At 42.2% G+C, this 26,207-nt stretch carries 25 protein-coding genes; 15 read left to right on the forward strand and 10 right to left on the reverse strand.

Annotation, left to right across the window (positions count from 1 at the left end):
* Window positions 1–145: 145 nt before the first annotated feature.
* Window positions 146–1,024, reverse strand: coding sequence for a lipoyl synthase (lipA, locus tag P2G54_RS13920; RefSeq protein WP_275872155.1), 879 nt, complete (start codon window positions 1,022–1,024; stop codon window positions 146–148).
* Between the two features lie 59 nt (window positions 1,025–1,083).
* Window positions 1,084–1,812, reverse strand: coding sequence for a hypothetical protein (locus tag P2G54_RS13925; protein ID WP_275872157.1), 729 nt, complete (start codon window positions 1,810–1,812; stop codon window positions 1,084–1,086).
* Between the two features lie 373 nt (window positions 1,813–2,185).
* Here P2G54_RS13925 and sdaAA point away from each other — a divergent pair, with 373 nt between their 5' ends.
* Window positions 2,186–3,094, forward strand: a complete 909-nt coding sequence (gene sdaAA, locus P2G54_RS13930; RefSeq protein WP_275872158.1) for an L-serine ammonia-lyase, iron-sulfur-dependent, subunit alpha — start codon at window positions 2,186–2,188, stop codon at window positions 3,092–3,094.
* On the opposite strand, the gene P2G54_RS13935 is transcribed toward sdaAA, so the two are convergent.
* The 4 genes from P2G54_RS13935 to P2G54_RS13950 form a co-directional block, all read right to left on the reverse strand.
* On the reverse strand, window positions 3,083–3,541 hold the full coding sequence (locus P2G54_RS13935; protein ID WP_275872159.1) for a hypothetical protein: 459 nt from the start codon (window positions 3,539–3,541) through the stop codon (window positions 3,083–3,085). The genes sdaAA and P2G54_RS13935 overlap by 12 nt on opposite strands.
* The gene (locus P2G54_RS13940) at window positions 3,538–4,476 is read right to left on the reverse strand and encodes a calcium/sodium antiporter (RefSeq protein ID WP_275872160.1); all 939 of its coding nucleotides are present in this window, start codon (window positions 4,474–4,476) and stop codon (window positions 3,538–3,540) included. Before P2G54_RS13940 ends, P2G54_RS13935 begins: the two co-directional genes overlap by 4 nt.
* A 3-nt stretch (window positions 4,477–4,479) precedes the next feature.
* Complete coding sequence (gene upp / locus P2G54_RS13945) at window positions 4,480–5,124, reverse strand: uracil phosphoribosyltransferase (protein ID WP_275872161.1); 645 nt, start codon at window positions 5,122–5,124, stop codon at window positions 4,480–4,482.
* Between the two features lie 172 nt (window positions 5,125–5,296).
* Entirely contained in the window at window positions 5,297–6,586 is a 1,290-nt protein-coding gene (locus P2G54_RS13950) for an OmpA family protein (RefSeq protein WP_275872162.1), read from the reverse strand.
* Between the two features lie 171 nt (window positions 6,587–6,757).
* On the opposite strand from P2G54_RS13950, the gene P2G54_RS13955 reads away from it, so the two are divergent.
* The 9 genes from P2G54_RS13955 to P2G54_RS13995 all read left to right on the forward strand — a co-directional run bounded on the left by P2G54_RS13955 (window position 6,758) and on the right by P2G54_RS13995 (window position 14,798).
* Complete coding sequence (locus P2G54_RS13955) at window positions 6,758–7,666, forward strand: M20/M25/M40 family metallo-hydrolase (protein WP_275872163.1); 909 nt, start codon at window positions 6,758–6,760, stop codon at window positions 7,664–7,666.
* Between the two features lie 3 nt (window positions 7,667–7,669).
* Window positions 7,670–8,206, forward strand: coding sequence for a hypoxanthine phosphoribosyltransferase (hpt, locus tag P2G54_RS13960; protein WP_275872164.1), 537 nt, complete (start codon window positions 7,670–7,672; stop codon window positions 8,204–8,206).
* Between the two features lie 16 nt (window positions 8,207–8,222).
* Entirely contained in the window at window positions 8,223–8,795 is a 573-nt protein-coding gene (locus tag P2G54_RS13965; RefSeq protein WP_275872165.1) for an adenylate kinase, read from the forward strand.
* A gap of 76 nt (window positions 8,796–8,871) precedes the next feature.
* Window positions 8,872–9,867 (forward strand): GTPase ObgE, encoded by a 996-nt coding sequence (gene obgE / locus P2G54_RS13970; protein WP_275872166.1) that lies wholly within the window; start codon window positions 8,872–8,874, stop codon window positions 9,865–9,867.
* A gap of 80 nt (window positions 9,868–9,947) precedes the next feature.
* Complete coding sequence (locus P2G54_RS13975; protein WP_275872167.1) at window positions 9,948–10,517, forward strand: nucleotide exchange factor GrpE; 570 nt, start codon at window positions 9,948–9,950, stop codon at window positions 10,515–10,517.
* A gap of 3 nt (window positions 10,518–10,520) precedes the next feature.
* Entirely contained in the window at window positions 10,521–11,627 is a 1,107-nt protein-coding gene (gene dnaJ, locus P2G54_RS13980) for a molecular chaperone DnaJ (RefSeq protein ID WP_275872168.1), read from the forward strand.
* A gap of 81 nt (window positions 11,628–11,708) precedes the next feature.
* Window positions 11,709–12,596: a hypothetical protein gene (locus tag P2G54_RS13985; protein ID WP_275872169.1), complete on the forward strand. Its 888-nt coding sequence runs from the start codon at window positions 11,709–11,711 to the stop codon at window positions 12,594–12,596.
* A 7-nt stretch (window positions 12,597–12,603) separates the two neighbouring features.
* Complete coding sequence (locus P2G54_RS13990; protein WP_275872170.1) at window positions 12,604–13,494, forward strand: ATP-binding cassette domain-containing protein; 891 nt, start codon at window positions 12,604–12,606, stop codon at window positions 13,492–13,494.
* Complete coding sequence (locus P2G54_RS13995) at window positions 13,491–14,798, forward strand: ABC transporter permease (RefSeq protein WP_275872171.1); 1,308 nt, start codon at window positions 13,491–13,493, stop codon at window positions 14,796–14,798. The genes P2G54_RS13990 and P2G54_RS13995 overlap by 4 nt, the downstream gene beginning before the upstream one ends.
* Window positions 14,799–14,839: 41 nt before the next feature.
* On the opposite strand, the gene P2G54_RS14000 is transcribed toward P2G54_RS13995, so the two are convergent.
* Window positions 14,840–15,310: a DNA starvation/stationary phase protection protein gene (locus P2G54_RS14000; protein ID WP_275872172.1), complete on the reverse strand. Its 471-nt coding sequence runs from the start codon at window positions 15,308–15,310 to the stop codon at window positions 14,840–14,842.
* A 145-nt stretch (window positions 15,311–15,455) separates the two neighbouring features.
* On the opposite strand from P2G54_RS14000, the gene P2G54_RS14005 reads away from it, so the two are divergent.
* Both P2G54_RS14005 and P2G54_RS14010 read left to right on the forward strand, forming a co-directional pair.
* A complete protein-coding gene (locus P2G54_RS14005) occupies window positions 15,456–16,688 on the forward strand; it encodes an ATP-binding protein (RefSeq protein WP_275872173.1) in 1,233 nt (410 codons plus the stop codon).
* 118 nt (window positions 16,689–16,806) lie between these two features.
* The gene (locus P2G54_RS14010) at window positions 16,807–18,387 is read left to right on the forward strand and encodes a peptide chain release factor 3 (RefSeq protein WP_275872174.1); all 1,581 of its coding nucleotides are present in this window, start codon (window positions 16,807–16,809) and stop codon (window positions 18,385–18,387) included.
* Between the two features lie 64 nt (window positions 18,388–18,451).
* On the opposite strand, the gene P2G54_RS14015 is transcribed toward P2G54_RS14010, so the two are convergent.
* The 3 genes from P2G54_RS14015 to ade form a co-directional block, all read right to left on the reverse strand.
* Window positions 18,452–20,890, reverse strand: coding sequence for a TonB-dependent receptor plug domain-containing protein (locus tag P2G54_RS14015; protein ID WP_275872175.1), 2,439 nt, complete (start codon window positions 20,888–20,890; stop codon window positions 18,452–18,454).
* A gap of 133 nt (window positions 20,891–21,023) precedes the next feature.
* Complete coding sequence (locus P2G54_RS14020) at window positions 21,024–21,224, reverse strand: hypothetical protein (RefSeq protein WP_275872176.1); 201 nt, start codon at window positions 21,222–21,224, stop codon at window positions 21,024–21,026.
* A 138-nt stretch (window positions 21,225–21,362) separates the two neighbouring features.
* Complete coding sequence (ade, locus tag P2G54_RS14025) at window positions 21,363–22,994, reverse strand: adenine deaminase (protein WP_275872177.1); 1,632 nt, start codon at window positions 22,992–22,994, stop codon at window positions 21,363–21,365.
* A 132-nt stretch (window positions 22,995–23,126) separates the two neighbouring features.
* Here ade and cmk point away from each other — a divergent pair, with 132 nt between their 5' ends.
* The 3 genes from cmk (at window position 23,127) to P2G54_RS14040 (ending at window position 26,205) form a co-directional block, all read left to right on the forward strand.
* Window positions 23,127–23,831: a (d)CMP kinase gene (gene cmk / locus P2G54_RS14030; RefSeq protein ID WP_275872178.1), complete on the forward strand. Its 705-nt coding sequence runs from the start codon at window positions 23,127–23,129 to the stop codon at window positions 23,829–23,831.
* A complete protein-coding gene (locus P2G54_RS14035) occupies window positions 23,815–24,711 on the forward strand; it encodes a 4-hydroxy-3-methylbut-2-enyl diphosphate reductase (protein WP_275872179.1) in 897 nt (298 codons plus the stop codon). The genes cmk and P2G54_RS14035 overlap by 17 nt, the downstream gene beginning before the upstream one ends.
* 138 nt (window positions 24,712–24,849) lie before the next feature.
* Entirely contained in the window at window positions 24,850–26,205 is a 1,356-nt protein-coding gene (locus tag P2G54_RS14040; protein WP_275872180.1) for a Na(+)-translocating NADH-quinone reductase subunit A, read from the forward strand.
* The last annotated feature ends 2 nt before the right edge of the window (window positions 26,206–26,207 follow it).

The following is a 26,207-nucleotide window of genomic DNA, read 5'->3' on the forward strand; positions in this document are numbered from 1 at the left end:
GGAGAGTAGGTCGCCGCCACATTATTCAGCCCCGTTACTTTACGGGGCTTTTTTTATGCCCTAAACCTGAAAACACAACCCCCATCTTAGCCCATAAAAAAAGCCTGAATTCAATTCAGGCTTTCTTTTTTTAGATCGTTTAATTTTAAACATTAACGTGTCTTTCAGCATGGTAAGATGATCTAACCAAGGGACCGGATTCCACGTACTTCAATCCTCTTTTTAATCCCTCCTCTTTGTAATGTGCAAAAAGATCCGGATGGATGAATTCTGCAACTTCTATATGCATCTTGGTTGGTTGTAAGTATTGACCCAATGTCAAAATGTCGCAACCATTAGCTGCCAAATCATCCATTGCTTTATATACTTCTTCTTTGGTTTCTCCCAATCCTAGCATGATCCCAGTCTTTGTTCTTTTTCCAAACTCCTTCGTCAGTCGGATTTGCTCTAAGGATCTATCGTATTTAGCCTGGGGTCTTACTCTTCGGTATAGGCTTCCAACAGTCTCCATATTGTGTGAAACTACTTCTTGTCCTCCACTGATCATTCTATACAAGGCATCCCAGTTTGACTTTACATCAGGGATCAATGTTTCAATGGTTGTTTCAGGAGATAATTCCTTGGTTTGAACTACTGTCTGATACCAAATCTCTGCACCTTTATCCTTAAGCTCATCTCTGTTTACAGAAGTAATGACGGCATGCTTTACACCCATTAGTTTAATAGCTTCTGCAACTCGTCTAGGCTCATCGGTATCATATTCTGGCGGCCTGCCTGTTGCTACTGCACAGAATGAACAGGATCTTGTACAAACATTTCCAAGAATCATAAAAGTTGCAGTTCCTGCTCCCCAACATTCACCCATATTGGGACAGTTTCCGCTTTCGCAAATGGTGTGTAGCTTATGTTCATCTACAAGTTTGCGAACTTTTGCATATTCTTTCCCTACCGGTAATTTTACTCTTAGCCAATCGGGTTTTTTTCTGCGCGTACTCTCTTCTGATATAACGGGTAATTCAATCATCGCTTCTCTCAAATGGTTGGAACAAAATTACAGCTAATAAGCTTTAAAACCCAATTCAGTTATTTCCTAAAGCCGTAAAAGAAAGTAAAGTATACGGACTGGAAAATCTGTCTGTTTTCAGAGGTAGGGATTAAAGGTATTTCTTTTGTGAAACCTTCTAACATGTAGCCAAGTTCCAAACCAGTAGCACTTGATTTAAATACCCCAAATTCAAAATTTACAGCTGCTTTAACATTCCCTCCAATTGCAAATTCAGATTGTCCTATTCCTTCAAAAAGCCTACCTGCTCCAAGAATATTAAAGCGGCTTTGATGGATTTCCGGATCGTATTGTTCTCTGACTGTTTCCAATCTGTTGATCGCATATTCTATGTAATAGGGCGCAATTAAACCAAGACTTGGCCCAAATGCTGCCAGAGCTGACACCTGAACACCTTGATTGGGTGCTTTTTTGAAAAGAATGATTTCTCTTCCGTATTGAGGTCGTATAGAATACAGATAGTTGCTTTTTCCGAAAATGTAACTATTTCCTAGTACCGTATTGTAACGAACTTCTCTTGGGTTTTTTACATTGGCCAATTCCAAGGAAAAAAAACTGAATTGTGAATCATCTAATCTGCTTCCTACTTTAAAACTCAATCCTCCAATTAAGCCTCCATTCGTGTTTTTGTTGACCCCAAAAAGATATTCCATATCGTAATCATAATTCCCTACATCTTCCCTTTGGGCATAGGAAAGTTGGGCTAGAGTCAGCAGTGAAAAAGTCAGGATTAATTTAATTTTATGCATTCGTATTGCTGATAATTGTTGACCTATTTTTGAACTCATACAATTAAACTGAAAATTAAAAGTAAGGGTTTATACCCACGATAAAAAGTTCGTATTCAGGAAAATTGATAATACAATCACTTTATAAAACAGTGTAAAAGCTATTGAAGTTGGAATTATGATCTGTAGTTGGAACAGCATCTTCTTTTCAGCTAAACTGCCCTTTGCGATTGGATGTTATAGGTGCACATATTTTTTATTCCAGTCTAATTGAAGGTCAAACTAAACCTGGATTTTGTTTTGTGACTGATAGTTTTGATTTGCAGGTTGAGCTATCTATTCACTTTCATTTTTAATCGTAAATTCGAGTTGTTAAACCCAAATATTATTCCTCATGTGTTTTTTATTTGAAAGCTTCAGTGGCTGGAAAAGCTATTGTGAAGAGAAATCCATGGATCTTCCCCAATCAGTTATTGAATACGAATGTGTTCAGAAATCAGCTGAAAAATCACAAATCTTGGATGGATTGATTCAGGCTTATTCAGTGATGAAGGATGCCGTTAAAACCGGCCTTACCGAGGAAATGAAGTCATATTCGGGAATGGTTAATAATGGTGCCAAAAAAGTTTTTAATCATCCACTTGCCGTTTTGTCTCCTGAATTTCAAAAGTTAATTGCTAGAGCTTTGGCAGCTAAAGAGGTTAATTCTTGCATGGGAAGAGTAGTTGCAGCTCCAACAGCGGGAGCCTCCGGTATTTTACCCGGGACCCTAGTGACCCTCCAGGAAATTCACGGCCTGGAAGATGAAAAATTAGTAGAAGGACTATTGGTTGCTGCGGGGATTGGTTTGATTATAGAACAAAAAGCCAGTTTGGCGGGAGCAGTTGGAGGATGTCAGGCAGAAACAGGTTCTGCTGCAGCCATGGCATCTGGTGCAATTGTTTATTGCCTTGGAGGTTCTATAGACCAGGTGTTTACTGCTGTTGCCGTGACAATTCAGTGTATGCTTGGCTTGGTTTGTGATCCAGTGGCTGGCTTAGTTGAAGTTCCTTGCGTAGTTAGGAATGCCAGCGCGGCAGCAATAGCATTTAGTTCTGCTCAAATAGCCCTAGCTAACGTGAATGCAGTTATTCCTGTGGATGAATGCATTGATGCAATGGGTGAGATTGGAGCGTCGATGGAAAGTAGATATAAGGAAACTGCTCTTGGTGGCTTGGCGGCCACGCTTACGGGGCAGTCCATCGCCCAGCAGGTACTTATTCAGGATATAGAAATACTTCCGGACGAAGAGTTACCCGAGTAAACTCTTTAAAAATGGAATTTGTAGGAGTTGATCAATTGTCATACTGAAAAATACAGCCCATAAGGTCGCACTCCACAGCATATGGAAGTAGATTTTTCTTTTCTTGGTGCCAAAGGAAACAAGGATAAGAGTTCCACCTATTGGAGTAAGTAATAGGGGGGTGATCAAAGCAATTCCTATTTCACCATACTTGCGCCAAAGCTGGACTATAGTTCTGTTCTTTCTGGTGAATACAGGCTTTTTTTTCTTGAATCTAAGCGCTAATTTTTTCCGAAATTTTGTTCCCAATAAAGTGAAAATCAAAACACTTGACATGGTTCCCATTACAGTTACCAGAATTGTTTCTAATACAGAATATCCGGCGGCATGCCCTAAGACAGGTCCAGCAATGAACTTGAAATAGGTCAGGAAATATATACCGATAAATGTAATTAGTGATTCACTCATAAAAGGAAGAAAAGGTAAGCTGCGTAACTGCTTAGCAGGACAAAACCTTCAAATTTTGAAACTTTCATTTTTGTTTTCATGAGAGGGAATAGCAGCAAGGTAATTCCGATCATCCATAAATAATCGGAATGGATAAATTCCTCAGAAACACTTATTGGTTTGATAATGGCAGTCAAACCAATAATTGATAGGATATTCATAATGTTACTTCCCAGAATATTCCCAAGTGCCAGATCCGTCCTTTTTGAAAGTGCGGCAATGATTGAGGTGATTAATTCAGGAAGACTTGTTCCTATTGCTACAATCGTAACTCCAATTATACGTTCGGATATTCCAAACTCCCTGGAGATCAAAACAGCATTCTCAACAAGAAGCTCCGATCCAAAATAAAGGCCGATAATTCCCCCAAAAAATAAAGCAATTGAAACCCACCAGGAATATCCTTTTACTTGCTCAACCTCAGATTCTCCAGCATCTTCATCTCCAATTCCTTTTCCTATGTTTTTGAACAAATAGGCATTGAAACCAATGAAAAGCCCAAATAGTAATATGCCTTCCCATAATCCGATTCGATTGTTGTAACTGAGTATATAAAATAAAACTGAAACCAAAACAGTTATCAAATATTCAAAACGAACGTGGTTTTTTCGGATCAGTATCGGGTAAAATAAGCCGCTGAGTCCAAGGACAAGGGCAATATTTGCAATATTGGAACCTACTACATTTCCTACCGAAATGTCACTGTTCCCTTTAATTGCGGCATTGATACTTACCAGGAGTTCTGGGGCTGAGGTTCCGAAGGCAACTATAGTCAGGCCAATTAGGCCAGTACTCATCCCCAGTTTGACGGCGATTGCAGATGCACCATCAACTAAGATTTTTCCTCCATATAGTAAAATTATTAGCCCTAAGACCAGAAGAAAATATGCGGCCATAAATCAAAGTTTTGTTCCAAAAGCCAGATCCCCAGCATCTCCCAGTCCAGGGACAATGTAGGATTTGTCATTCAGTTTTTCGTCAATAACCCCAATCCAAAGAGAATAGGGAAGCTTCAAGTTGTTCTGGATATACTGAATTCCTTCTGGTGCAGCAAAAGCTGCCGCAATATGAATCTTCGATGGTTTTCCGTGCTCACAAAGTTTGTTGATGGAAGAAATAAAGGATTTTCCTGTGGCCAACATCGGGTCGGCTAAAATCACCTCCTTGCCTTCCAAATATGGGCTGGCATGATATCCCAAGTTGATTGAAATGTCTTCTCCTTCCTTTTCTTGTCTAAACGCACCGATAAACCCGCTTTCTGCATGGTCAAAGAAATTGAGAAAACCTTGATAAAATGGCAGGGAGGCTCTGAGCACCGCTACTATGACAGGTTGGATATTTGGCGTAAGAACCGTAGCCATGCTAAGGGGAGTCTGTACTTCCGTCTGGACAAAGGTGAATGATTTTGAAATTTCGTAGGCAAAAATTTCCCCAAGTCGAGTGAGATTGGTCCTGAATCTCATTCGGTCTTTTTGAATGTCAACATTGCGCATTTCTGCCAAAAATTGATTTGCAATGGAAGGTGTTTCTGATAAGACAAACATGTTGCGAAGTTAATAGAAATTGTGGCATCTTAGAAATTGCTTTCCCTTTCTGGTTCAAGGGTAGGTCTTTTTCTCAATAATTTCCCCCCAAGGATGCCTTGGCATTTGGATGCCCTATACGCAAAAAAAATCCCGACCGATTGGCCGGGATTTCTTAGTATGATTATTTGAATTACTTCACTTCAAAGCTAGCTCTTCTTGCCATTTGTCTTGCGTCAGCAGAAGACTTATCTACGCTAGTATCTTCACCGTATCCTTTATAAGAGATTCTAGAAGCATCTACACCAGCAGCGATAAGAATATCGTATACTGCCTTAGCTCTTCTTTCAGAAAGCTTGATGTTGTAATCTTCTGGACCCAATTCGTCAGCATATCCTTTTACTTCTACGCTTACACCTGGATTTCTCTTCAAGAAGTTTGCAACATAATTCGCAGCACTGATAGAGTAAGCCAATGGCTTGGAGCTGTCAAATGCATAATACACATTCACATATCCATCATTGATTGCCTTCTTCAAGTAATCAACTTCTTCTTTAACTTCTTCAACTGGACATCCGTTTGTAGAAGCTGGACCTGGCATGAATACACACTTGTCCATGTGGTCAGGAGTTCCGTCACCGTCAGAATCCAAAGTAACACCAGAAGAGTTAACTCTTGCTCCAGATGGAGTGTTAGCTTCTTTATCTAGGTAATCAGGTACACCGTCACCGTCAGAATCCTTCAACATATCTTTGATGCCATTGATTTGAGAAGCAAGTTCTTCTTTGGTAGCATACTTGTCAGCAGCGATGAACCAGTCAGCGTGCTCTTCAGATTTTCCAAGGTAGAAGTTCAAACCAAGAGTTCCAGTCCACATTACTCCGTTAGTACCGTAGTAACCGTTGTTGGAAGCTGGAGTGATCAAGGAAGCACCGTCAAATGCCACATCCTGACGTCCGTTTAGAACAGTAGAGATATCACCAACCAAGGCGATGTTGTTGGATAATTTCAATTGAGGAGTAACACCGAAGATTAAAGTGTATACATCATCATTGAAATCACTGTAAGTATTCATCTGCGGGTTAACCATACCTATTCCGGCACCACCGTGTAACAACATTCCGAAAGATCTTGAGAAAGACTCGAAATTCATTATTCTACCGATGTTGGCAACTCCTTGAAGATTTAGTCTGTTGTATTTGGTATCGAAATCTGGACTCATGGAACCATTTCCATCAGCTTGTTTGAATGATCCGAAACCGTAGTCAAGTTTCATTCCGAATTTCTCGTTGAACATGTAGCGAACACCGAAGTCAACGTGCCCTAGGTTCAGGGTTGGAGACAAGTATCCAGGGGTAAGTGGAGCCATTGGCTTGTTGAAGCCTCCGTTCACTTCCAAAGACCATTTGTCAAATTCGCTTTGCGCATTGGCTCCTAAAGCCAAGGCTCCAGCCATTAGAGTTGAGAGTATTAGTTTTTTCATAACAAAAAATTTTTGTCCGAATTTTAAGTGTTAGATTGATGTTAATACAAATTTATAAACTTTTATTTTACTGCAAATCTAGACGAATTATTTAAATGCCAATTCTCTTAGCCGAATAATTTCATCCTTTCAAACAAATAACATAAAACTTATCACATTATTAATGCCAAAATGAAATTATTATTTGACTTACTTCAATTATTTGGGGTGTCTGGTGAAGAAACTCCAACTTCCGATTTTTTAATTAATTACATCCAAAGACGTAAAAGGTCTTGGAAAGTTGTGCCCAGTATATATCACGGAGAAGAATTTCATGATTGTATTTTGTTGAAATTCGGGAATCCTAGAACTGCTCTTTTTGCCCACATGGACACCATAGGGTTTATGTCTCGTTATGAAAATCAATTAATTAGTGTTGGAGGTCCTGAAATTATCGATGGCACAAAACTGGTTGGGCGTGATTCTATGGGGGATATACGCTGCACTTTGAAGGGAGATGAGGAACATTTCTTCCATGATTTTGCACGGGGAATTGATCGAGGAACTCGGTTGGCCTTTGAACAAAATATCAGAATTGACTCTGATTTTATTCAAGCAGCCTATTTGGATAACCGATTGGGACTTTATGCTGCTTTGGAAGTTTGTGAGAACCTGACCGATGGGTGGGTGGTTTTTACCACTTATGAAGAACATGGAGGTGGAAGTATGCCCTTTCTTCTTAAATTCATCCAAGAAAATGCTCCGGTCCACCATGCACTGATTGCTGATATCACTTGGATCACAGAAGGAGTATTGCCCCATGAAGGCGTGGTTATTTCCATCCGTGATAAATTCATCCCAAGAAAAAAAATTATGGACCGAATAATTAATCTTGCTGAGAAAAGCGGAATTCCCTATCAATTAGAGGTGGAAGCCTATGGAGGCAGCGATGGAAGGGAAGTACAGTTTTCACCCTATGCTATCGATTGGTGTTTTGTGGGTGCGGCTGAGGAAAATGTCCATACGCCGGACGAGAAAGTTTCTCTTCGTGATTTGCATGCCATGGTAGAAATGCACAAGTACTTAATGAAAAATCTATAAAAAATGTCTGTGGTACTAAAAGACAAGACCTTTGAAGTTTTCCTTTCCAAAGAACAGATTCAACGCAGAGTACTTGAGTTGGGAAGAAAAATTGCTGTTGATTTCCAAGGAAAGGATGTTATTGTAATCGGGGTGCTCAACGGCTGTTTTATGTTTTTTGCTGATTTGTGTAGAGCTATCGAGATGCCTATGGTTACTACTTTTATAAAGGTGTCCTCCTATCAGGGTACCAAAAGCACCGAGAAGGTCAAAACCATTTTTGGTTTATCGGAGAATATCGAGGGAAAAAAAGTCCTGATAGTGGAAGATATCGTGGATACAGGGTTCAGTATGAAAGAGCTATTGGCCCAACTCAAACCCATGAATCCTGAGTCCATTTCTATTGCAACGCTGTTGTTTAAACCTGAAGCTTTCCGGTTTAATTATGCTGTTGATTATGTGGGTTTTGAAATTCCCAATAAATTTGTTGTCGGTTACGGTCTGGATTACGATGGTTTGGGGAGAAATCTTCCTGAAATATACCAGCTTCGCAATTCTTAATCTTTACTAAATAAATATGTACAATATCGTGTTATTTGGCCCTCCGGGTGCTGGAAAAGGTACTCAAAGTGAAAAACTGATAGCCAAGTATGGCTTGACTCATCTTTCTACCGGAGACCTTTTCAGAAAACATTTGGGGGAAGGGACTGAATTAGGTCAGCTCGCCAAAAAATATATGAATGAAGGAAGACTGGTTCCTGATGAGGTGGTCATCGGGATGGTAGAGGACAAAATTGCCGAAACCAAAGATTCCAAAGGTTTTATTTTTGATGGATTTCCAAGAACAACGGCCCAAGCTGAGGCATTGGATGCTATGTTGAAAAGTCATCAATTGCAAATTTCCGGTATGATAGCGCTGGATGTGCCCGAAGACATTTTGAAGGAAAGAATAAAGGAAAGAGGAAAAACATCCGGACGTGTTGATGATCAGGATGATGAAAAAATAAATACAAGAATTAAAGTATATCTTGAAGAAACCCTCCCCGTGGCAGATTATTATGAAAAGCAAGGGAAATTCAAAAGTATTTATGGTGTAGGAGAAATAGATGAAATATTTGGTAATATCTGTGCTGTGATTGATCAATACTGATTTCCTTTATTTTCGCTAATTTTGCATTTCAAATTTAGGCTAGGCTTTTTGCTTAGCCTTTTTCTTTTCTCAACAAATGGCGGATTCCAACTTCATTGATTACGTAAAATTCTGCTCCAGGTCAGGAGCAGGAGGGGCAGGTTCTATGCATTTCCGAAGGGAAAAGCATGTTCCAAAAGGAGGTCCTGACGGGGGTGACGGTGGTCGTGGGGGACATATTATATTGAGAGGAAACTCCCAGCTTTGGACTTTGCTGCATTTGAAATATAAAAAACATGTAATCGCAGATCCCGGAAAAGGCGGTGAAGGAGGAAGAAGAAAAGGTGCTGACGGAAAGGATGTGATTCTGGAGGTGCCTTTGGGTACGGTTGCCAAAGATGCCGAAACCGGGGAAAAGAGATTTGAAATCACTGAAGACGGCCAGGAAGTAATCTTGACACGGGGTGGTAGAGGAGGATTAGGAAATGATCATTTCAAAACAGCTACGAATCAAGCCCCTCATTATTCTCAACCTGGAGAGTCGGGCATTGAGGAATGGATTATCCTTGAACTCAAACTATTGGCGGATGTGGGTTTGGTAGGTTTCCCAAATGCAGGAAAATCCACGCTTCTTTCATCCATTTCTGCCGCAAAGCCGGAAATTGGAGACTATCCATTTACTACCCTTGTTCCTAATCTAGGTGTAGTTGGTTACCGGGACGACAAGTCCTTTGTCATGGCGGATATTCCAGGGATCATAGAAGGTGCCGCGGAAGGGAAGGGCTTAGGAATCCGGTTTTTGAGGCATATAGAGCGAAATTCAATCCTTCTTTTTTTGATTCCTGCCGATGCCCCCGATTTAGGGGAACAATACAGGATTCTTTTGGGAGAGTTGGAAAAATATAACCCCGAATTACTTGACAAAAGAAGGATTCTGGCGATTTCAAAGTCCGATCTTTTGGATCAGGAATTGATGGATGAAATGGAACGAGAAATTCCGAAAGGAATTCCTCACGTTTTCATTTCCTCAGTATCCCAATATAACCTCGACAAGCTGAAAGACTTGATCTGGCAGGCTATCCAAGAGGATTGAGGTGTCAGTTTGTCAGTTTAATCCCAATGGCAACAATATTGTTATTCAAACTTCAAACCAGCTATTGATAAATAAGATTTATGAAAAATAAAGAGCAAGACCTGAACGAAAACCAGCAAGAAGAACAACTGGTAGATGAGCAGTCCGCTGGCGCTGAAAATAATTCCCAATCCAATAATGAGGAGCAAGAAGCTGAGAATCCTGTGAAAAAACTCGAGGCAGATGTGGCTGAGATGAAGGATAAATATCTGCGCTTGTATTCGGATTTTGAAAACTTCAGAAAGCGCAATGCAAAAGAGCGTTTGGAATTGATCAAGACAGCTTCAGAGGATGTACTTCGTGAATTGCTTCCGGTGTTAGATGATTTTGAGAGAGCTTTGAAGGCCAGTGAAAACGAAGAAGATGCACTGAAAGTTAGAGAAGGGAATCAGCTGATTTTCCATAAGTTTTCAAGAATCCTGGAAAGCAAAGGCCTAAAGCCCATGGAGGATTTGATTGGTAAACCTTTTGATGCAGATACTCAGGAGGCAATCACCCAAATCCCTGCTCCAACAGAGGAGATGAAGGGAAAGGTAATCGATGTGGTTGAGAAAGGATATACTTTGGGTGAAAAGGTAGTCCGATTCGCAAAAGTAGTGACTGGAGCATAAGATATGGCAAAAAGAGATTATTACGAGGTATTGGGAGTTTCTAAGTCTGCCTCTCCAGAGGAGATTAAGAAGGCTTATCGAAAACTTGCAATTCAATACCATCCGGATAAAAACCCGGACAATCCGGAAGCTGAGGACAAATTCAAAGAGGCAGCTGAAGCCTATGAGGTGCTAAGCAATCCCGAAAAACGCCAACGCTATGACCAGTTTGGTCACCAAGGTGTAGGGGGAAGTGGAGGCTATGGTGGCGCCGGGATGAATATGGAAGATATTTTCTCTCAGTTCGGGGATATTTTCGGAGGAGGAGGATTTGGGTCTTTCTTTGGAGGTGGCGGCGGAGGCCGTAGAGCCAGAAAAGGAACCAATCTCCGTGTAAAACTGAAACTGAACCTTCAAGAGATCGCAAACGGCGTAGAGAAAAAAATCAAAGTAAAGCGGCATGTCATTGCTCCGGGAGTGACCTTTAAGTCTTGTACAACTTGTCAGGGTACCGGTCAGATAAAGAAGGTAGTCAATACCATGCTTGGACAGATGGTGTCAGCAAGTACCTGTGCAGTTTGTGGAGGTAGTGGGCAAATTGTGGACAAGAAGCCTGCAGAAGCCGATTCCAAAGGCCTTATTGTGAAGGAGGAGATTATTTCCATCAATATCCCGGGAGGTGTTTCTGAAGGAATGCAATTAAGCATGTCCGGAAAAGGAAATGAAATCCCTGGTGGAATCCCCGGCGACCTGCTCATAGTCATTGAGGAAGTTGAGGATCAAATCCTGCAGAGAGATGGTAATAATGTGGTCTATGACCTATACATATCCTTCTTGGATGCGGCTTTGGGCTCGTCTGTGGAAGTGCCTACCATAGATGGTAAAGTCAAGATAAAAATTGATCCCGGGACTCAAAGCGGAAAAATGCTGCGTCTTAAAGGAAAAGGAATAAAAGATATCAATGGGTATTCCAAAGGTGATCAGTTGATCATGGTGAATGTTTGGACACCAACTCAGCTCTCCAAAGAGGAGCGTCAAGCTTTGGAGGCCATGAAAGGATCAGAAAACTTCAAGCCCGATCCAGGAAAGTTCGAAAAATCCTTTTTTGATAAAATGAAGGAGTTTTTCTAAAAAAAATGAAAGCCGGAAGCAATTCTGGCTTTTTTTATATTTTTAAAAAACCTTTTGAGAGTCGAGTCGTAACCTATCCGTATGCTGAGGAAATTCTGTCTGCTATTTCTGGGATTTTTTGTAGGGATAAGTGTAAGTCAGGCACAGTTGATAAAGGAATACAAAGCCCCTGAAAAAGACGGCTTTGATCTTGTTCTCTTAGGCTTTTCTTCCTACAAAAGCGCTATGAACCTGAGAAGGGTTCGAGCATCTGAGCCTGTTAATATTCATGGTCATTTAGAGCAAACCAATATTTTGCCTGCTTTTAGCCATCGGATAGAGGGGAATGTTCTATATGCCTCACTCGTCCATAAAAATGTTGAATCCGAAAATCTGGGGAAAAGCATCACTTCTAAGCTTTTTTCTGGGGAAAGGTCAGATTTTCAGCATTCTTGGGATGTGGGATTGGCATCCAATTTTTTGTACCATTTGGACTTCTCCTTGGGGATGGGGGTTGCAAATTTTGATTTGGCATTATTGCCAATCAGTCAGCTAAAAGTGAAAAGTGCCAGTTCAGATGTTTATATCCATTACAGCAGCGAAGAACCTAATCGGGTGTTGATGGATACCCTATTGGTGACCTTGAATATGGGGACGGTTGATGTCAGTTCCGCAAACTTCACCAATGCGAAGAAGATGATTTTTGAGGTAAACTATGGGACTCTCAATTTGAGTTTTTCAAACGGAATGTCTACTTCCTCACAAGTCATTGCTGCTGTGGGTGCGGGAAAATTAAACCTTCATCTCCCATCAGATTCCTACCCGATCAAATTGAAAATGAAAACCACCCCAATGTGCCGAACCACGGTTCCGAAATATCTCAAAATGATCGACAAAGAGACCTATGTAACCAAGGGGTATAAGGAAAATGATCCCAAACTACTGGAGTTGATCATCGATGTTGGAGTGGGCTCACTGACTGTAGAATAATTTTTGAATGCTTGAAATCAAACAGCTGAGCAAGGCTTATGGCCAGACCAAAGCGCTTACCGAAATAGATTTATCAGTGCCGAAAGGAGTGATCTTCGGCCTGCTAGGTCCGAATGGAGCAGGGAAGACTACCCTTATTAGAATCATCAATCAAATTATAGAAGCTGATTCCGGGTCTATCCATTTTGAAGGGAATCGTCTATCTCCTGCTCATATTGGGAAAATTGGTTATTTGCCTGAGGAACGAGGGCTTTACAAAAAAATGAAGGTCTGGGATCAGATGCTGTATTTTGCCAGACTGAAAGGACTCAGTGACAAGGAAGCCAAGCATAGAATCAGCGATTGGCTTGACAAAATGGAAATGAATACCTGGAGGGAAAAGAAGATCGAAGATCTTTCCAAAGGAATGGCGCAGAAGGTTCAATTTATCTCCACTATTATTCATAAGCCTTCACTTCTGATCTTGGATGAGCCATTTTCAGGTTTTGACCCCGTGAATGCCGAAATAATCAAGAATGAAATTCTGGAGCTTAAAAAGAACGGAACTACTGTAGTTTTAAGTACTCATCGAATGGAGTCGGTTGAATTACTCTGTGACCAAGTAGCCATGATCAACCGCTCCCGAAAAATCCTGGATGGCTCAATCCGGGAAGTCAAAAACTCTTATAGACCTGAAGTATTTAGTGTCACTTTGACAAACCTCCGCCAGCCCCTTCCCTTCGAATGGGTTGCTGAACAGGAGGATGATTCCTATCATTTTTCACTTCCACTCAGCGGTAAATCCCCAAATGAGCTACTAGGGGAATTGATGCAATATGGACAGGTACTGAAGTTTCAGGAAGTCTTCCCTACCATGGAGGAAATATTTATTTACCAGGTCAAATCAACAGAGCAATGAACAAAATCTGGTTAGTAATTCAGAGAGAGTATTTGGCTAGGGTAAAGAAAAAATCTTTTTTGCTGGCCACTCTTTTGACTCCATTGATTTTCCCAGCCATCATGGGAATATTTGTTTGGATAGCAGTGGAGGAAAAGGAAAACCAATCCCTCCGCATCATTGAGGTGGTAGACGAGAACAGGCAGTTTTTTCTGGAAAGTTCAGATCAATATGCTTTTTCCTTTTCAGACAAAAATCTCGAAGAGGCAAAGGAAATGGTACATAAAGGGGAACGTTATGGGGTTTTATATCTTCCAGACTTTGATCTTAAGCATCCTGAAGGCATAGTTTTTTACGGGAATGAAAATCCAAGTATGAATTTGACTGGCTATCTGGAAAGTAGCCTGAAGAAAAAAATTGAAGATCAGCGCTTGTACGATAGTGGGGTGGATCCTTCAATTCTCAGTGATATCCGTACCAATGTGGACATCAAGTCTATTACCATTGATGAAAGGGGACAGGAAAAAGTCACCGATTCCACAGTGAATTATGCAATAGGCTTTCTTGCGGGGATCTTGATTTACATGTTCATTTTCATCTACGGCAACCAGATCATGCAGGGAGTCATTGAAGAAAAATCCAGTAGAATTATAGAAATCCTGGTTTCCTCACTCAAACCTTTTCAGCTCATGATGGGAAAAATCGTGGGGATAGCAGGAGTGGGATTGACCCAATTATTGATTTGGATAGTTTTGATTGGCACGCTTACCAGTCTGGTGACTGGGTATTTAGGGATGCAAATGCCCCAGCAACAAGCTATGGAAATGATCAATCCGGACATGACCCAAGCAGTCCCAAATTCTGAGGTTTCCGAGATTTTACAGGTTTTGTCTGGAATAGATTTCCTACAAATTGTTTCCAGTTTTGTCTTCTACTTTTTGGGAGGTTATCTGCTCTATGGAGCTTTGTTTGCAGCAATAGGCTCAGCAGTGGAGACACCTTCGGATGCACAGCAGTTTATGCTTCCAGTGACAGTTCCTTTGATTGCCGCTTACATGGGTTTGTTTGTATTTGTACTTCAGGACCCCAATAGTACCACATCCTTTTGGTTGTCTATTATTCCCTTGACATCGCCAATTGCCATGATGGGAAGAGTAAGCTATGGGGTGCCTTTTTGGGAACTTGGGCTATCTATGGTTTTGTTGGTTCTGGGGTTTTTGGCGACAACTTGGCTAGCCGGAAAAATTTACAGAATTGGCATTCTGATGCACGGTACCAAGCCCGGCTATAAAACCCTTTGGAAGTGGATCAAGACTAACAACTGATAGAAAAAATAAAAACCGGGTTGAGAAACCCGGTTTTTTCTTTATCGAAGGTATGCGGAAAGCATCCAGACGATTTTTTCTTTCGTGGTGATATAATCACTCATCAGGGAAACTGTGCCCTCATCCCCATGCTCGCTTGCTGCTTCCAAAACCACACGCTCCGAATTGAGCAAAGTGTTGAGGTTATCCTTAACGATTTCTACCATTCTTTTTGGTTCAGTCACCTCCTTGGCTTCTTTGATATGTGAATTATCTATGTATTCAGTATAGGAGGAAAAAGGTCTTCCTCCCAGGGTAAGGATACGCTCCGCAGTCTCGTCAACAGCCAGGTTTGCAGCATTGTAAAGTTCCTCAAACTTTGCATGCAGCTCAAAGAAATTGGGACCGGTAACATTCCAATGAAAATTTCTTAGATTTTGATAATAAATCTGATAGTTTGCGAGCAAGATGTTGAGTTTGTCAACAAGGATTCTGCTCTCTTTTGCCTGTAATCCTATTTCGTTTGTTTTCATATCAATAGCTGGTTTTTGTTACTTATTTATACTATAAATTTACGAAATATCGCAGCCAGAAGCCAACTGATAAAATCTATACCCGAGATATACTATCTATGGGATTAAGCAGTTTATAGCTTGTGCACCCGCATAAAGATTGTCCATGAAAAACCGTTTCCAGGATCTTACTTCTATCGATTTTTACCAAAACCGAAAACAGGTCAAATGGCTGGTTTTTATCGTCTCATTGATCATCGGTGCAGGTTCTATTTGGTACACAAACAGTTTGGTGGATGAGCTCAGAGAAAGAGAAAGAAGACAGATTGAATTGCTTTCCAGCGCCTTGGAATATGCGGCCGTCAACACCGAAAACCTGACCTTTATCAATCAGGAGATCATCCAGCAAAACTATTCTATTCCTATCATTATGGTAGATGCTTCCGGAGAACCCATGGAATTCCGGAATATCAGTTTTCAGAAAAATGCCAACGCAGGGGACAGTCTTAAAACTCTGGAAATCGAATTGGCAGAAATGAAGGCGGAATATGAACCCATCCTACTTAGAGAGGCTGATATCCATATTTATTATCGCAACTCGGAGTTGCTGACCAATCTCAAATACTATCCTTATGTGCAATTGGCAGTGATTCTGATTTTCGGGGTATTGGCCTATACCCTGTTCAACCAGAGCAAGATTGCAGAGCAAAACCGGGTCTGGGCTGGTTTGACCAAGGAAACTGCGCATCAGTTGGGAACACCGATCGCATCCCTAATGGCTTGGATTGACTACTTGCGGAATTCTCCTGTTTGGGAAGAAAACAAGGAGATCATTACGGAAATGGACAAGGATGTAATGAAGCTTCGCATGGTGACAGAGCGATTTAGCAGCATTGGGAGTAAACCGGTCATTCAGGCAGAAAATCTCTATGAAGTAATCGAAGAGACCATCACTTACTTGAGACCTAGAATCTCCACTAAGGTGGATCTGAAAATCAAAGCAGATTCCCGTGACCTGGAAGCCATGATGAACAAGCCCCTGTTTGAATGGGTGGTAGAGAACATCTGTAAAAATGCCGTGGATGCCATGAAAGGAAAGGGCGAGATTACCGTAGAAATCCTTCAGGACAGTGATAAATTCGTCTTGGTGGATATTACGGATACGGGAAAGGGAATGGAGAAGAGAATGTTTAAAAAAGTCTTCAATCCCGGATTTTCTACCCGGCAGCGAGGTTGGGGGTTGGGATTGACTCTTGCCAAACGTATCATCGAAAGCTATCACGGAGGAAAAATCTTTGTGAAATCTTCCGAACTGGGAAAAGGAACTACTTTCCGGATCGTGCTGCATAGTACCCTGGAAGGAGTGGGGCAATTTGTGACCGAGGGGATTCTTGAATAAAAAAGGGGAACACTTCCTATAGATTTTTTTGATTGGATTTGGGTATTGGGTCTTTATCCGTAAAGCAAAGCCCTCAAGGAATTTTTTGCTTACCTTTGCCCCCTGAAATTCGAGTCCCATGAGTTTGAAAGAAGAAATCCAAAAACGCAGAACTTTTGCCATCATTGCTCACCCGGATGCAGGTAAGACCACACTGACCGAAAAATTGCTTTTGTTCGGTGGTGCGATCAATACAGCAGGAGCCGTTAAATCCAACAAAATCGACACGGCAACCAAGTCCGACTGGATGGAAATCGAAAAGCAAAGAGGTATTTCTGTGGCTACTTCCGTCATGGGCTTCGAATACAAAGGCATTAAGATCAATCTTTTGGATACTCCAGGTCACCAGGATTTTGCGGAGGATACCTATCGAACGCTGACCGCTGTGGATTCGGTGATTATGGTGATTGACTGCGTAAAAGGGGTAGAGATTCAGACTGAAAAACTCATGGAGGTCTGTCGTATGCGAAATACGCCCGTGATCTGCTTTATCAACAAACTGGACCGGGAAGGAAGAGATCCCTATGATCTATTGGATGAGGTGGAGGAAAAGCTCAATATCAAAGTAAGACCTCTTTCCTGGCCCATCGGCATGGGGAAAAGCTTCAAGGGTGTGTACAACCTCTATGACCAAAAGTTGAACCTTTTTACGCCTTCCCAGAGAAAACTAAGTGACGATAGAAAAACATTTGAGAATCTGGAAGATTCTGAACTGGATCAATTGATTGGACAGAATCCTGCAGACCAGTTAAGAGAGGACGTGGAGCTGATCGAGGGAGTTTATCCTGAGTTTGAGATTTCGGATTATTTGGAGGGAAAAGTCGCTCCGGTTTTCTTTGGCTCGGCTGTCAATAATTTCGGGGTCAACGAGATGCTGGATACCTTCATTCAGATTGCTCCTCCACCCAAAAGCCGAATGACGGATGTACGGGAGGTGAAACCCGAGGAGCCTAAATTTTCAGGCTTTGTGTTTAAAATTCACGCCAACATGGATCCCAATCACCGTAACCGAATTGCCTTCCTGAGAATCTGTTCCGGGAAATTTGAACGGAATAAACCCTACAACCATGTAGGAGGGGCCAAGCCGCTTCGTTTTTCCAATGTGACCCAGTTTATGGCTCAGGATAAGGAAATCATCGATGAGGCATTTCCGGGAGATATTGTAGGTCTTTATGATACGGGTAACCTGAAAATCGGCGATACCCTGACCGATGGGGAAAACATGGTGTTTACAGGAATTCCGAGTTTCTCACCGGAGATTTTCCGGGAAGTAGTCAATAAGGATGCGATGAAGACCAAACAGTTGGAGAAGGGGCTGAAGCAGCTGATGGAGGAAGGGGTAGCCCAGTTGTTTACCTTTGAAATGGGGTCCAGAAAAGTAGTGGGAACTGTGGGACAACTCCAGTTTGAGGTGATCCAGTTCCGTCTGAAAAACGAATACAATGCCACGGTGGAGTTTCATCCTATGAACCTCTACAAGGCCTGCTGGATCAGCAGTACTGATAAAAAGCAGCTGGATGAATTTGTGCGCTCCAAAAACCGACATATCGCCAGAGATAAGGATGGAAAGCTGGTCTTTATGGCCGAGTCCAAAGCCTGGTTGCAAATGGTACAGGACAATTATCCCGAGATTGAGTTTCACTTTACCTCGGAGTTTTAAGATGAAAAAGAACCCCTCCAGATTTTCAAAATCTGGAGGTTTTTTTGTTCTAAATCCATCTTTCCTATTTATTGATCCTATACTGAAATCTAGAACTTCCAGGGGTTCCATCTATACCAATCCCCTCGATTTCCCCGTGAATTTCACTTTCTACATCATGATTGTAAAAAAGGACAGAAGCCTTTCCTTCTGAATCAGTCTGAATGCTTGGTGCCCAAAATAGCGTGATACGCCTGTCGGGTTTGACCAGTAGAGGCTCTTGGGGAGAATATTTGGGCGAATAGAATTCTTTCTCAAGCTGATATCCACTTACCGAAGGACTTGTCACTTCCTCCTTTGGTAGGCTTGTCCCTACCTTTGCTCTGCGGGTGTAAAAGCCAATTACGCCATTTGCACCTCTTGCACCAAAAATAGCGGTATCGGGTCCCTTCCAAACTTTATAGCTTTCGATTTCATAAACCGGAATGTTGCTTAAACTTTCTAGGGGGACCGGTAGATCGTCCACCATAATCAAAGGTTCAATTTTATTATGGATGGAAGAAACTCCTTGGATTAAAACAGTCCAATTCTCCCCATTGCCCCACACCTGAACCCCGGGAACTCTTCCCTGCACCAAATTGAGTGGATGCTGTTGGTTCTCAAGGGCGGGATTGTCTGCGACTTGGATATTTACGGTGCCATTTCCATAGATTCTCGCACCGGTGTTTTCCTCTTTGATTTTTGTGTCCTTTACTTCTACCCCCTCGAGAATATATTCGGGATTTTCAAAGTTGTAGGCTTTGTCGATTTCCCTTCGCTCTACAGATTTGGAAAGGAAATCCTTTTCCGAAATTGTAGGCTCAGGTATGCTAGAGAAGATTGGATAAGATAATTCTGGCGCTTCATGGGAACTATGAGTCAAAACCTCAACTGGTGAGCGACCCTTATTTGGTTTTCCCTGCAAGACGAACTTCGTTGAATCAAAAAATATCAGGTCATGGATTTCAAACATGCCGTTGGAGTTACTTGTCGCTGTTTTTGTTTCAGGAAGGGGGAATAAGGAAAGGTAAGATACCGTGCCTTCTTCTACAGGTTTCTTGTTTTGATCAGTGAGTTGCCCTCTGATCGTCAAGCCCTTTTCCACTCTGTAGATAGGTTTTGCGCTTTCGACACCTAAAGCTTCTTTGATGGTGAATCTTCTCCAGCCCTGTGTCAGCATGAGGAAATCCAAAGCTTCTTCCCGGTCTGAGTTTTCAGGATTGAAATAATACCCGGGAGATTCAATATATCCTTTTAGCTCCGACGAGATCAAAAGATTGGATTGGATCGTTTCCTTGTTTTCATTAATTCCGGTCTGCCCTCCATCAAATACAGTCAGTGACAAATTGGCCATTGCCGGAAGACCGTCTTTGGTTTTCGCCTCTATGTTGACTCGCACGGAGTCTCTTGGTGCAAAGACCGATTTCTCGGTGGATATCGTGATGTTGAGTTGATCTTGATGGTCTATGAATACCAGTCGTTCGGCCAATGGATTTCCCTTTTCATCCAATGCTGTTATTTGGGCAATACCTGAAGGGAATTCTTTCTTGGGGATTTTGGCAATCAGAACCTTTTTAGAAAGGTCTACCTGACTGGAGGCGCAGACTATCCCTCTGGTCTGGGCCAAAAGATGGAGATTTTGAATAGGGTAATTTTCCGAAGCCTGAATCTTCACCACAAGATCTGAAGCCGAAGTGGAATTGTTCACCGCCATGACGATGCCGGAGTCTAAGGGACTCGGCAAGAGCACTTCTAGGTCTATTTCCTCAATCACTGCCTTGTATTGTTTGCCTTTTTTAGGAAGCAGTGGAAAGACACCCATTCCCAGTTGATTGCTTTCAAATTCGGTAATTTCGATTCCGTCTTCCAGGATTTTTCCTTTGACCACTTCGCCCAAACCCTTTTCTCCTACAGCCTTGAAAGCTACTTTACTCATGATCCCATTGACCAGATTGCCTCCTTCAGGAAAGAACTGAATGTCCAATTCACCCGAATGAAATTGCGTACTAACTGGAGTGGAATTACTCAGGATTTTCAGGGGCCTGTGGAAAAAATAGGCTTCATCGGAATTTCTCATCCAATTGGTATAAGATCTCAGCAAATAGTTGCCATAGGCCAGAGAATCAGGCAAATCAAGATGTCCGGAAGCAAATCCGTCCGGGGAAAAGACCTTGAGATGCTGGATGATTTCCCCCTCAGCATTGATCAGTTCTACATAAATGGTCCGGCTGAGTAGGGAAGGTTCGTGATAGGGGCCGGCAGTGAGATAGGCTTTAAACCAGATCGTCTCCCCGGCTGCGTAAAAAGGTCTGTCCAAATGAAGATAAACCTTCTCCTGAGGCATTTCAGAAATATATCGCTCGAATGCGGCGATTATTCTTTCAAAGGGGTTAGTTGGAGGAGAAAAAGAGAGTAAAAATACGGAAGTAACGCATAGTAGAACCCCGAAACTGTACTTAATCTTTTTAGAAATACTCAATTTCATTTTGTAGTTGGCTTAAAGGGAGGTCTTTGTTATTGACAAATTCGAAAACACAGCCCAAATTCAATTATGGGCTGTGCTTTTTACGAATTGAATTAAAAACTTACTTGTTATTGAAAAATAAATCCTTGTATAATTAGGTATCGCATTCAGTTTCAATAATTACAATGTTTACATAGGGGCAGGATGGGTCCCCTGTTGTCCAAATCAATTCACCGCATCCATCGTAATAATCAGTTCTGATGCAAGAACCTTGTCCAAACCCTGGCTGGAATGGCACTACAAAGTTTAAAATAAGTCCCATTGTTAGGATTGTCATGAATTTTAATTTTTTCATTTTTAAAGAGTTTAAGGTTTAAAAAATCCCTTTGAGTAGGCGGATTCAACTCCTAATCACTTTGGCCAAAAAGATCACTAGCAATGTAGTGATAGGGGGGGGTAAAAATCAACTATTTTTTAAAAATATTTTAAATAATTAATTCTGCTTCAGGAATAGTTCTGAGAATTTGAATTTCTGTCCATCAAACAGCCCCTTATCACTCAATTTTAAGTCCGGAATCACCAGTAAAGCCATAAAGCTCAGGGTCATAAATGGAGAATTCAGAGTGGATCCCATTTTCTTGGACATTTGATCAATTCGGGTGTAAGCTTTGGCGACCTCATAGCCATCTTCTGGAGACATGATGCCTCCTACAGGCAATGGAAGCACTTCTTCTCTATCTCCAGATACTGCGGAAACCCCACCTTTGGCTTGGATGATCAGGTTAGCTGCCCGGCAAATGGATTCATCATCTACTCCTACTGCTATAATATTATGCGAGTCGTGGCCGACGGAAGAGGCGATGGCTCCGACTTTTAAACCGAAGTTTTTGATAAAAGCTACAGCGGGCGGAGCGTCTTGGTACCGATTGACTACGGTGATTTTTAGGATGTCCTTTTCAGGGTTGGGTTCCGCAAAACCGTTTCTGGTTAATATTTCCCCTTCGATTTCTGGCGTAATCAATTGTCCGTCTAAAGCCTCAATCACTCTCACTTTTTTACCTGAAGCAGTAATTTGAAAATCCTCTGGTTTTTTTGTGCTGGTATTGAAATTATTAATGATCTCATTTACACCGGAAGGGATTAGGGTCCTTCCATCTTCAGCTACTTTTTCTCCATTTATATAAGTAGCTAGTACCTGATAATCTTTCAGGTTATTGACAAAAATGAAATCTGCTGGATCACCTATGCGTAATTGCCCCACTTCCAACGAATAATGATGGATCGGATTAAGGCAGGCGGCCTGAAGTACCTTAAATAAATCCTTTCCTCTGGCCACCGCCCGAGCTACCAGTTCATTGATATGTCCGACAGCCAGATTGTCGGGATGCTTGTCATCTGAGCAGAACATAATCATCTCCGGGTAGTCATCAATGAGGTCGATCAATGCTTCAAAGTTCTTGGCAGCAGAGCCCTCTCGAATAGCTATTTTCATTCCCAGTTTAATTTTTCCTAAGGCTTCTTCATAGGTAAAGCACTCATGGTCTGTGTTTGGACCTGCGGATACATATTTTTCTGCCAATTCCCCTATGAGCCCAGGCGCATGTCCGTCAATGGGTTTATTGAATTTTTCTGCGATTCGGATTTTTTCCATGACCAAGGGATCTCGATTCACCGTACCCGGCCAATTCATCATCTCGGCCAAATAAGCAATTTCCGGTCTGCTCATCAGGTTTTCTATGTCGGCCGCATCAATTTCTCCTCCGGCTGTTTCGAAAGGAGTGGCCGGCACACAAGAAGGAGCTCCGAAGTAGAACTTGAAAGGAACTTGTTTTCCGTTTTCAATCATATACTCTACGCCCTGCATGCCGCAGACATTGGCTATTTCGTGTGGGTCGGATACGGTGGCTACCGTGCCATGGACTACCGCCAATCGGGCAAATTCAGATGGGACCAGCATGGAGGATTCCACATGGACATGAGCGTCGATGAACCCCGGCATCAGATAGGGAAGGTCCTTTTCGTCGTCTATGCGTTCTATCTGGGTGATTTTTTGATTTTGGATCTGGATTTTTGCCGGGTAGATGCACCTGTTCTCAATGTCTACCAGTTGCCCTTTGATTTCCATACTTTACGCTTTTAAAAATTCGAATTTAAAAATCCCTCTTCAGGTTTTCGGATTCCTTCTTCCGGGGGGGATTGGATTAAAACTACTATATTTGCCGAGTAATAAAAAAACGAACCGAAATAGGTTTTTTGGATGGGTAAAATCGTCATCGCCATTGATGGATATTCGGGTTGCGGAAAGAGTTCCACCGCCAAGATTGTAGCTAAGGAATTGGGATATACCTATATTGATTCAGGGGCAATGTATCGGGCAGCGACCCTTCATTTTTTGAACCACTACCTGTCTCCGGCAAATCCCCACGATGTGGAAAAAGGGCTCAAATCCCTGGAGATTACTTTTCAGTTAAACCCAGATACCCATAGACAGGAAACCTATCTCAATGGATTGAATGTGGAGGATGAAATCCGAAGCATGCGGGTGTCTGAGAAAGTCAGCGAAATAGCCGCTATCCCCGAAATTCGAAAGGAGCTTGTAGCTCAACAGCAAAGACTGGGTAAGAAAAAGGGAGTGGTCATGGACGGAAGGGACATAGGATCCGTTGTATTTCCGGATGCTGAACTGAAGATATTCATGAGCGCTGATTTGGAAACTCGGGCTATTCGCCGGCAGCAGGAGTTGTTGGAAAAAGGAGAGTTGGTGGAATTGCAGGAAATCAGCAATAACCTGGCTGAACGGGACAGAATAGATTCTACCCGAAAGGAAAGCCCTTTGAGGAAAATGCCGGATGCTGTGGAAATCGATACCAGTCACCTGTCGTTTTTGGAGCAAGTGGGACAAATTGTGGAATTGGCCCGGAATACAATAAAAAAAGAAGAGGAGTATGCAAGTAACGATTGACAAGAATTCAGGCTATTGCTTTGGAGTGGAGTTTGCTATCAAAATGGCAGAGGATGAAATGGAGCAGAGCGAGCACCTGTATTGCCTCGGAGATATAGTTCACAACGATATGGAGGTGAAGCGCCTCAGCGAAAAAGGTCTGGTCGTCATTGACCGTGAGAAACTTGCTGAGTTGAGCAACTGCAAGGTTTTGATCCGCGCTCATGGTGAGCCACCTGAAACCTACAAAATGGCTATAGAAAACAACATCGAATTAATCGATGCCTCTTGTCCTGTAGTACTCAAGCTTCAGCATAGGGTGAAAACCGCCTTTGATAAGATGGAGCGAGAAAATGGGCAGATTGTGATCTATGGTAAAAAAGGGCATGCTGAAGTCATAGGGCTTACCGGTCAGACATTGGAGAAAGCCATCGTAATTATGGAAGAATCCGATTTGGACAAAATTGATTTCAATCGCCCGGTCACCCTATTTTCTCAGACTACAAAGAGCACCAAGGGCTTTTATGAGATTTCCCAAAAAATCCAGGAAAGAATCAAAACTGCTAAAGGGGAATTAACAGAAGTGGATTTCAATGCCAATGATTCCATCTGTCGACAAGTGTCCAATAGAGAGCCCCAGTTGCAGCACTTTGCTCAGGAGAATGACGTGATCGTGTTTGTTTCCGGCAAGAAAAGTTCCAATGGGAAAGCTCTTTACCAGGTTTGCTTGAGTCAAAATCCTCGGAGTTATTTTGTGGAAAACGAGACTGAGCTGGATCCGGACTGGTTTAACCCTTCCGATAAGGTAGGGATTTGTGGAGCCACTTCTACGCCCATGTGGCTGATGGAGAAAGTAAAGGATTACCTGGATTCCCTAGAAACCAAAATTCTTCCTGCCTAAACTCAAATACCGCCATTTGAAAAAAACGGGGACTATTCTTTCGTTTCTTCCAACATAATCTCAGATATATCCTTCTTTTAAAAAGGTTATTTATTAGATTTGAGGCGTTTTTCAAAAGCTCATAGTTCAAATACGCATATGTCTAAAATAGTGAAGCTTAAGAAAGGTTTTGACATCAACCTAGCAGGAAAGGCCAAGCAAAAGCTGGCTAATTTTGCTCCAGCTCAGACCTTCGCCATTAAGCCGACTGACTTTATCGGTCTTCAGAGGCCAAAAGTCCTTGTCAATGAAGGAGATACCGTAAAGGCTGGTACTCCCATCCTGATCGACAAAGCCCTGGACCAGGTAGTGTATGCTGCACCGGTATCCGGCGAAATCGTCGCTGTTTTGCGAGGTGAAAAGCGAAAGCTACTTGAGATCAGAATTTTGGCTGATCAATCCATCTCCTACGAAAATCAAGAAAAAACGGATCTGAATTCTCTGGACCGGGACGCTTTGGCAGCAAAACTTGCTGCTTCTGGTGTTTGGCCGAATATCATTCAGAGACCTTTTGGAATTGTGGCCAACCCGGCTGACACTCCCAAAGCCATCTTCATTTCCGCTTTTGATTCCCACCCTCTTGCTCCCGATTACGGTTTTGCTCTTCAGGGTGAGGAGAAGTATTTTCAGGCGGGTTTGGACGCTTTGGCCAAACTGACTTCTGGTAAAGTCCATTTGAATGTTGACGGATCCAAGTCTGTTCCGGCTATTTTCTCCGGAGCCAAAGGAGTGGAGATCAATCAGTTTTCCGGCCCACATCCAGCGGGTAACGTAGGTGTTCAGATTCATCATTTGGATCCCATCAACAAAGGGGAAATTGCTTGGACTGTAAGCCCTAATGGAGTCGTTCAAATCGGTAAGTTCATCCTCGAAGGAATCTATGATGCGTCCAAAGTGATCGCAGTTACAGGTTCTGAGGTGACTAATGCGGCTTATGTAAAGACCATTTCCGGCGCCAATGTCTCCACCTTCGTGAAGGGTAACCTGAATTCAGGACATGTTCGCGTTATTTCCGGCAACGTGTTGACAGGCGAGAAAATCGCCCTAGACGGTTTCCTTGGTTTTTATCACAATCAGATCACGGTAATCCCTGAAGGTGACTACTATGAGTTTTTAGGATGGGCTAAGCCTACCGCCAAAAAACTGAGCTACCATAGAGCATTGGGATTGTTGTCTTTCCTCAATCCGAAAAAAGAATATGTGCTGGACTCCAACTGTAGAGGTGAGGAGCGCGCATTCGTTCAGACCGGTGTTTTTGAATCGGTGACTCCTATGGATATCCTTCCCGTTTATTTGTTGAAAGCCATCATGGCAGAAGATTTCGATGAAATGGAGGAATTGGGGATCTATGAAATTGTTGAAGAGGACTTGGCACTTTGCGAATTCGTTGATGTATCCAAGCACCCTGTTCAGGAGTTGGTAAGAAAAGGTATAGAATTAATCCAATACAGTTAATC

This window comes from Algoriphagus sp. CAU 1675, assembly GCF_029222925.1.
GTDB lineage: Bacteria > Bacteroidota > Bacteroidia > Cytophagales > Cyclobacteriaceae > Algoriphagus.